Annotated in this window: 2 protein-coding genes and 1 CRISPR repeat array; both genes read left to right on the top strand. The window is 61.1% G+C overall.

The genetic code is table 11. The annotated features are described in order from the left end of the window. Positions 1-124: 124 nt before the first annotated feature. Positions 125-3334: a CRISPR direct-repeat array (repeat unit 28 nt; unit sequence TTTCTAAGCTGCCTATCCGGCAGTGAAC). A gap of 206 nt (positions 3335-3540) precedes the next feature. Next, a complete protein-coding gene (cas1f, locus tag HA052_RS16515; RefSeq protein ID WP_166452712.1) occupies positions 3541-4515 on the top strand; it encodes a type I-F CRISPR-associated endonuclease Cas1f in 975 nt (324 codons plus the stop codon). Next, positions 4512-7856, top strand: coding sequence for a type I-F CRISPR-associated helicase Cas3f (cas3f, locus tag HA052_RS16510; protein ID WP_166452711.1), 3345 nt, complete (start codon positions 4512-4514; stop codon positions 7854-7856). Before cas1f ends, cas3f begins: the two co-directional genes overlap by 4 nt. Positions 7857-7862: the final 6 nt, after the last annotated feature.

The raw sequence follows: 7862 nt of genomic DNA, 5'->3' as shown, positions 1-7862 counted from the left end.
GCACGCCCGTACAAACCTTTATTGATGGCAAACGGGAATGGAGGGAGAAGGTAGACAACTTGAATTGATCTGACAGTCGGGTGCCGTCAAAACGGGAGACTGTCAGATCAGGTCTGAACTTCTACATCTAAGCTGCCTGCCCGGCAGTGAACCCGTCAGCAGCGCGTGATACCTACGCACACGTTTTCTAAGCTGCCTACCCGGCAGTGAACGGTGCGCTGGCGCTACTGCTGATTGATGGACATTTCTAAGCTGCCTATCCGGCAGTGAACGGCGGTGGGCTGCTTGGCTGCTAATCCTGGTTTTTCTAAGCTGCCTACCCGGCAGTGAACCTAAGGGTTTGCAAGCTGCTGGTGCGCTTCCTTTTCTAAGCTGCCTACCCGGCAGTGAACACCAGCCCGCTGATTGTCGTGGTGCGCGTCAATTTCTAAGCTGTCTACCCGGCAGTGAACAACTCGGCAAGGGTTGCGCACTCGTCCCTACTTTTCTAAGCTGCCTATCCGGCAGTGAACGTCAGTCCAACTATCTCGCCGGCGCGCATGCCTTTCTAAGCTGCCTATCCGGCAGTGAACTTCCACGCGGCTCTCTAGGCTGTGCTGGTTACTTTCTAAGCTGCCTATCCGGCAGTGAACTTGCTGGCCGTGCTGGCGCTGGTGGGGGCGTTTTTCTAAGCTGCCTATCCGGCAGTGAACGCGGCCGACTGACCGAAAAGCTGGGCACCATGTTTCTAAGCTGCCTATCCGGCAGTGAACCCCCTCTTTGTGGTATGGCACAAGCAACACAATTTCTAAGCTGCCTATCCGGCAGTGAACGAGTTGCTGGAAGACTTCTGGGCTGAGTACTTTTTCTAAGCTGCCTATCCGGCAGTGAACTAGCGCCATGCAAGCGGAACCTGGCTCTCAGCTTTCTAAGCTGCCTATCCGGCAGTGAACAAGTCGTGCCGCGCCGCGAAGACCTGCAGCCATTTCTAAGCTGCCTATCCGGCAGTGAACACATTGTTCCAGGCCTCAGCAGCGCTATTCTTTTTCTAAGCTGCCTATCCGGCAGTGAACGCCAGCTTTCCATGCCGAACTTCGCCCTTGTATTTCTAAGCTGCCTATCCGGCAGTGAACTGAAGGTCACGCCGGGCCTCGTCGCCGCCAGCATTTCTAAGCTGCCTATCCGGCAGTGAACAGCTGGACCAAAGTCCGCAGCGACGCCGAGGATTTCTAAGCTGCCTATCCGGCAGTGAACACCGTCCTGATCGAGGAGTTTGAACGGAGGGTTTTCTAAGCTGCCTATCCGGCAGTGAACGTTATGAGGAAGTCGATTGAGTATCTGATCGATTTCTAAGCGGCCTATCCGGCAGTGAACAAAACTTTCGATGCAACGATTTTCTTTCGAATTTTCTAAGCTGCCTATCCGGCAGTGAACAGAAACCGGCGACGCCGTAGCTGAAGTTCCGGTTTCTAAGCTGCCTATCCGGCAGTGAACCCGAATGAAACCCCGGCGCGCGGCGCCGGGCATTTCTAAGCTGCCTATCCGGCAGTGAACCGGCCGCAACCATTTCGCCAACAGTTGATGGCTTTCTAAGCTGCCTATCCGGCAGTGAACAACATCTTCATAAGCCAGTCAAGGCTAAGACTTTTCTAAGCTGCCTATCCGGCAGTGAACGATGTCTCCCAGCTTTTCTAGCGCCTCTTTCATTTCTAAGCTGCCTATCCGGCAGTGAACATCTTGAACTTTGCTGAGCCGAATTTTCTTGTTTTCTAAGCTGCCTATCCGGCAGTGAACTCACACCATTAACGGTGCCAAATGACTCACCATTTCTAAGCTGCCTATCCGGCAGTGAACAAGATTAAGAACAAAACATTACTCACACAACGTTTCTAAGCTGCCTATCCGGCAGTGAACAACTGGCGCAGAACCTGTACCTAAGCTGGTTTTTTCTAAGCTGCCTATCCGGCAGTGAACCTATACGCCTCCGACGACGCTGTAAGGCGCAATTTCTAAGCTGCCTATCCGGCAGTGAACTACAACATCGGGTTCTGGGCCTGCCGGCGGCGTTTCTAAGCTGCCTATCCGGCAGTGAACAAATCAGTACCGGTCACCAACGCCAAATTTAAGTTTCTAAGCTGCCTATCCGGCAGTGAACTCCGTGTCAAATAAACGAATAAGCTTCGACATTTTCTAAGCTGCCTATCCGGCAGTGAACCGCGGGCAGTACTTGCGCAGCGCCCTCCTCTTTTTCTAAGCTGCCTATCCGGCAGTGAACGAATATCGGATCATCAGTCATGAGTTCATCAATTTCTAAGCTGCCTATCCGGCAGTGAACTTGACGGCGGTACTCAAGTCAAAAGCTACGACTTTCTAAGCTGCCTATCCGGCAGTGAACGAATATCGGATCATCAGTCATGAGTTCATCAATTTCTAAGCTGCCTATCCGGCAGTGAACATTTGGCGCGGCGCTGAGCATCGTAACTAGAATTTCTAAGCTGCCTATCCGGCAGTGAACAAACAGCCCGAACGAGTTCGTCCGGGCTGCAATTTCTAAGCTGCCTATCCGGCAGTGAACCCGCGCTCGCGCGCCCCTAGGGGCCCCGCTGTTTTCTAAGCTGCCTATCCGGCAGTGAACAGGCCCTTGCGGGCCTCTCTATAGTTGTTGTTTTTCTAAGCTGCCTATCCGGCAGTGAACTGAGAGCAGTTGGTTGTTAACCAATTTTAGCATTTCTAAGCTGCCTATCCGGCAGTGAACTGATCTGTCAAGAACAAAACTAACCCCATAGATTTCTAAGCTGCCTATCCGGCAGTGAACGGACCTTCAGGGTATATAGTTTCGGTGTACATTTTCTAAGCTGCCTATCCGGCAGTGAACGGGACTAGCCGGCCAGCGAGCCGGCGTAGTAGTTTCTAAGCTGCCTATCCGGCAGTGAACAACTGGTTCCGGTTGTGGGCGTTGGACGCTGATTTCTAAGCTGCCTATCCGGCAGTGAACGTATTCCATGTGTCACCTCTTGCGCCCCGCACTTTCTAAGCTGCCTATCCGGCAGTGAACGTGTTCTTTGACGCGTTCTGTCGTGCTTTTCGTTTCTAAGCTGCCTATCCGGCAGTGAACGATGTCTCCCAGCTTTTCTAGCGCCTCTTTCATTTCTAAGCTGCCTATCCGGCAGTGAACTTCAAGTAGCGATAAGCCTCAGAAACGGCAAATTTCTAAGCTGCCTATCCGGCAGTGAACACATGCTCCATATCCGCATTGAGCAAGAGGACTTTCTAAGCTGCCTATCCGGCAGTGAACCTCTTGCTGCGCGACAAAGGTCTGCGGTTCCTTTTCTAAGCTGCCTATCCGGCAGTGAACTAGAGTCTACACCGCCCACATTCCTTATGTCGTGGGCATTTGCAGCGATTCTTCCGGCTTTGACCCAAATTTCCAGCTTATCGCTAAGTCATTGTTTTTAAATGTAGGCCCCAGGGGTCTGAAAAAAAGGGTTTGTCGCGCAGGCTGCCATGCCATTCATGCACATGGCAAAATAGGCCATCGCGTTCCATCCCGAAGGTATCGCCATGTCCGATTTTTCCCCGTCCGATCTCAAGACCATTCTGCATTCCAAGCGCGCCAATCTTTACTATCTGCAACACTGCCGGGTGCTGGTCAACGGCGGGCGGGTGGAGTACGTCACCGATGCCGGCAAGGCTTCGCTGTACTGGAATATCCCCATCGCCAACACCACTTGCATCCTGCTGGGCACCGGCACCTCGGTGACGCAGGCGGCGATGCGGGAGCTGGCCAAGGCCGGGGTGATGGTGGGGTTTTGCGGCGGGGGCGGCACGCCCTTGTTCAGCGCCAATGAGCTGGAGCAGGAGGCGGCGTGGTTCGCGCCGCAAAGCGAGTACCGGCCCACGGAGTATTTGCAGTACTGGGTGCGCTTCTGGTTTGACGACGCGCAGCGGCTGGCTGCCGCCAAGGATGTGCAGCTGGCGCGGCTGGGCTGTTTGCAGCGGCATTGGCTGGGCAGCCGCGCCTTGCGCGAAGCCGGTTTCGTGGTGGAGGTAGCCGGCCTGGAGGCGGCCTTGCAAGCTTCGCGCCAGGCGATCGCCCAGGCGCCGGACCATGCGCATTTGCTGACCGAGGAGGCGCGGCTGACTAAGTTGCTGTTCCGCTTGGCGGCGCAGGCCACCGGTTATGGCGATTTCAGCCGCGCCAAGCGCGGCGCCGGCACGGACCCGGCCAACGCCTTTCTGGATCACGGCAATTACCTGGCTTACGGCCTGGGCGCCACCGCGGCCTGGGTGCTGGGCTTGCCGCACGGCCTGGCGGTGTTGCACGGCAAGACCCGGCGCGGCGGGCTGGTGTTCGACGCGGCGGACCTGGTCAAGGACGCGCTGATTCTGCCGCAGGCCTTTGTTTCCGCGATGCGCGGCGACGATGAGCAGACTTTCCGCCAGGCCTGCATCGAGGCGCTGACCCGCGGCGAGGCGCTGGACTTCATCATCGACACCTTGAAGGACATTGCCGAGCGGCGGGGGCGGGCGGCATGAATATCCTGCTGATTTCGCAATGCGACAAGAAGGCGCTGACGCGCAGCCGGCAGATTCTGGACCAGTTCGCCGAGCGCCGCGGCGACCGCGTCTGGCAAACGCCCATCACCCAGGCCGGGCTGGACACGCTGCGGCGCTTGCTGCGCCAGAGCGCGCGCAAGAACACCGCGGTGGCCTGCCACTGGATACGCGGCCAGGACCATAGCGAGCTGCTGTGGATCGTCGGCGACGCCAGCCGCTTCAATGCCGACGGCGCCACACCCACGCACAGCACCCGCCGCAATGTGCTGCGCAGCGCGGACGAGAACGATTGGCACAGCGGCGAGGACATCCAGCTGCTGGCCGGCCTGGCGGCCTTGCTGCACGACCTGGGCAAGGCTAGCCAGGCGTTTCAGCAACGGCTGCGCGGCGAGCGGAGCGAGCGCAATCTCTACCGCCACGAGTGGGTGTCGCTGCGCTTGTTCCAGGCCTTTGTCGGCGATGACGACGATGCCGGCTGGCTGGCGCGCTTGCGGCAGCCGACGGCGCGGGATCACGCCAGCTGGCTGGCGCGTTTGCAGGCGGACGGCATGGGGGAGGCGTGCGAACCGCCGTTTTCCCGTCTGCCGCCGCTGGCCGCCGCGGTGGGCTGGCTGGTGCTGACGCATCACCGGCTGCCGCTGATGCCGGAATTCGAGCATGAGCGGCAATGTCGCTTGGGCGGCAAGCTGCAGGGCTTTCAAAGCCGCATGCTGTTGAATATTCCGGCTCATATCGACGCGCGCTGGAATGAATGGCGGGAGACGGAGGCCGAGCCGGCGCAACTGGCGCCGTACTGGCGTTTTCCGCAGGGCCTGCCGGTGAACACGCCGGCCTGGAGCCGCCGCGCCGCGCGGCTGGCGGACAAGCTGGCCGCGCGCCTGACTGCGCGCGGCGAGACGCGCTGGCTGGACAATCTTTACGCGATGCACGTGGCGCGGCTGAGCCTGATGCTGGCGGATCACCATTTTTCCAGCCTGGATTACGCCCAGCTGCGGCACAAGCGCGGCCAGGCCGGCTATCCGCTGTGGGCGAATACCCATGGCCGGTCCGGCGATTTCAATCAGCCGCTGGATGAGCATTTGCTGGGCGTGGCGGAGCAGAGCGCCCTGGTATGCCGCGCCTTGCCCGGTTTTGAGCGCGAGCTGCCGCGGCTGTCGCGGCGCAAGCGTTTGCAGCAACGCAGCGCGGATGCGCGCTTCCGCTGGCAGGACCGCGCCGCGGACCTGGCCGCGGGAATACGCGAGCGGGCGGCGGAGCAGGGCGCTTTCATCGTCAATATGGCGTCCACCGGCTGCGGCAAGACGCTGGGCAATGCGCGGATCATGTACGCCTTGGCAGACCCGGCGCTGGGCTTGCGTTGCGCGTTTGCGCTGGGTTTGCGCGCGCTGACGCTGCAAACCGGCCAGGCCTTCCGTCAGCGGCTGCGCCTGAACGAGGACGATCTGGCCATCTGCGTGGGCGGCAGCGCCAACACCCAGTTGTTCGAACACTATCAACAGCAGGCGGAAGCCAGCGGCTCGGCCTCGCGCCAAGCTTTGTGGGACGAGGGCGGCGAGGTGCGTTACGAGGCCGGCGGCGAGCACCCGTTGCTGTCGCGCGCGCTGCGCGATCCGCAAACGGCCAAGCTGCTGCAGGCGCCGCTGCTGGTGTGCACCATAGATCATCTGACGCCGGCGACGGAAAGCCAGCGCGGCGGTCGGCAGATTGCGCCCATGCTGCGGCTGATGAGCGGGGACTTGGTGCTGGACGAGCCGGACGATTTCGACCTGGCGGACTTGCCGGCGCTGACCCGGCTGGTGCATTGGGCCGGCTTGCTGGGCAGCCGGCTGCTGCTGTCGTCCGCCACCTTGCCGCCGGCGCTGATCGAAGGCTTGTTCGAGGCCTATCTGGCTGGCCGCCGTCATTTCCAGGCCAATCGTGGCCAGCCGGGGCGGCCGCTGGCGGTGTGCTGCGCCTGGGTGGATGAACAGGACCGGGCCCAGGAAGACTGCGCCGATGTCGACGCTTTCCGCCGGCGGCAACGGCAGTTTGCCGGCCGCCGTGCCGATTGGCTGGCTACGCAGCCGGCGCGGCGCAACGCTGAACTATTGCCGCTGAGTTTTGGTCAGGGGCAGGCGCCGGCCTTGCGTCGGGAGTTTGCTGCCCAGTTGCAGCCGGCTATCGAGCGCTTGCACCGGCTCAATCAGCAGCGGGACCCAATCAGCGGCCAGGCGGTCAGCTTCGGTCTGGTGCGCATGGCCAATATCCAACCCTTGTTCGAGGTGGCGCTGGCCTTGTACGCGCTGCCGTGGCCGGCGCACTGGCAGCTGCATTTATGCGTCTACCACTCGCAATACCCCTTGTTGCTGCGTTCCGCCATCGAGCGCCAGCTGGACCAGGCGCTGAACCGCGAACAAGCGGAAGCGGTGTTCACGCTGCCGGCCATCCGTCGCGAGCTGGACGCTGAGCCGGAGCGCGAGCATGTGTTCATCGTGCTGGGCTCGCCGGTAACCGAAGTGGGGCGGGACCACGATTACGACTGGGCGATTGTCGAGCCCTCGTCGATGCGTTCGCTGATCCAGCTGGCTGGCCGGCTGCGCCGTCACCGTCCGGATCCTTGGGACAAGGTGAATGTGCTGATTGGCGAGCGCAATCTGCGCAGCGTGGAACAGCCCAGCCAGCCGGCCTTCCGCAGGCCGGGCTTCGAGAACGAGGCGTTTGTCTTGGACAGCCATCTGCTGAGCGAGCTGCTGGAGGAGGATGAGTACCGGCATCTGGACGCGCGGCCGCGCATCGTGCAGCCGGAGCCCTTGCGGCCGAAGCGGCGCTTGTCGCACCTGGAGCATGCGCGGCTGGCGCAGATGATGTCGCCGGCCGGCCAGGCCAAGGCCGCCAGCAGCCGGCCGGGGCGGGAGGGTCAGGCCATCGCGCCCTTGGGCGCGTATAGCTGTTGGCAGCAGCCGCAGGCGCTGCTCAGCGGAGTGCTGGCGCAGCAGCAGCCTTTCCGCGCCGGCGGGGAGCCGGAGGTGGATTTGCTGTTATTGCCCACCGAGGACGGGGACGATTACGCGCTGCACCGGGTGGAAAGCCGGCCCTGGCCGGAGCCGCCGCATTTCACGCCGGTGGAGGCCAGCCTGAACCAGCGGGTGCCGGAGGCGGTGTTGACGCAGCCGAATATCCGGCCCTGGGGCGTCAGCGATTATCCGGCGGCCTTGGCCGAGCTGGCGGCGGAGCTGGGCATGGAGCTGGACGCCTGCGCGCAACGCTTTGGCGGGCTGAGCTTGCCGCAGTCGGATAATGGATGGCGCTTCCATCCGGCGCTGGGGTTTTGCAAGGCTTGAGGCGCG

Origin of the sequence: Chromobacterium fluminis (assembly GCF_011602385.1) — a bacterium.
GTDB lineage: Bacteria > Pseudomonadota > Gammaproteobacteria > Burkholderiales > Chromobacteriaceae > Chromobacterium > Chromobacterium fluminis.
This window is presented reverse-complemented; position numbering and strand designations above follow the sequence as displayed.

Coding starts and splice junctions, on each gene's coding strand:
- cas1f (WP_166452712.1), top strand. CDS start 3,541: ATGTCCGATTTTTCCCCGTCCGATCTCAAGACCATTCTGCATTCCAAG.
- cas3f (WP_166452711.1), top strand. CDS start 4,512: ATGAATATCCTGCTGATTTCGCAATGCGACAAGAAGGCGCTGACGCGC.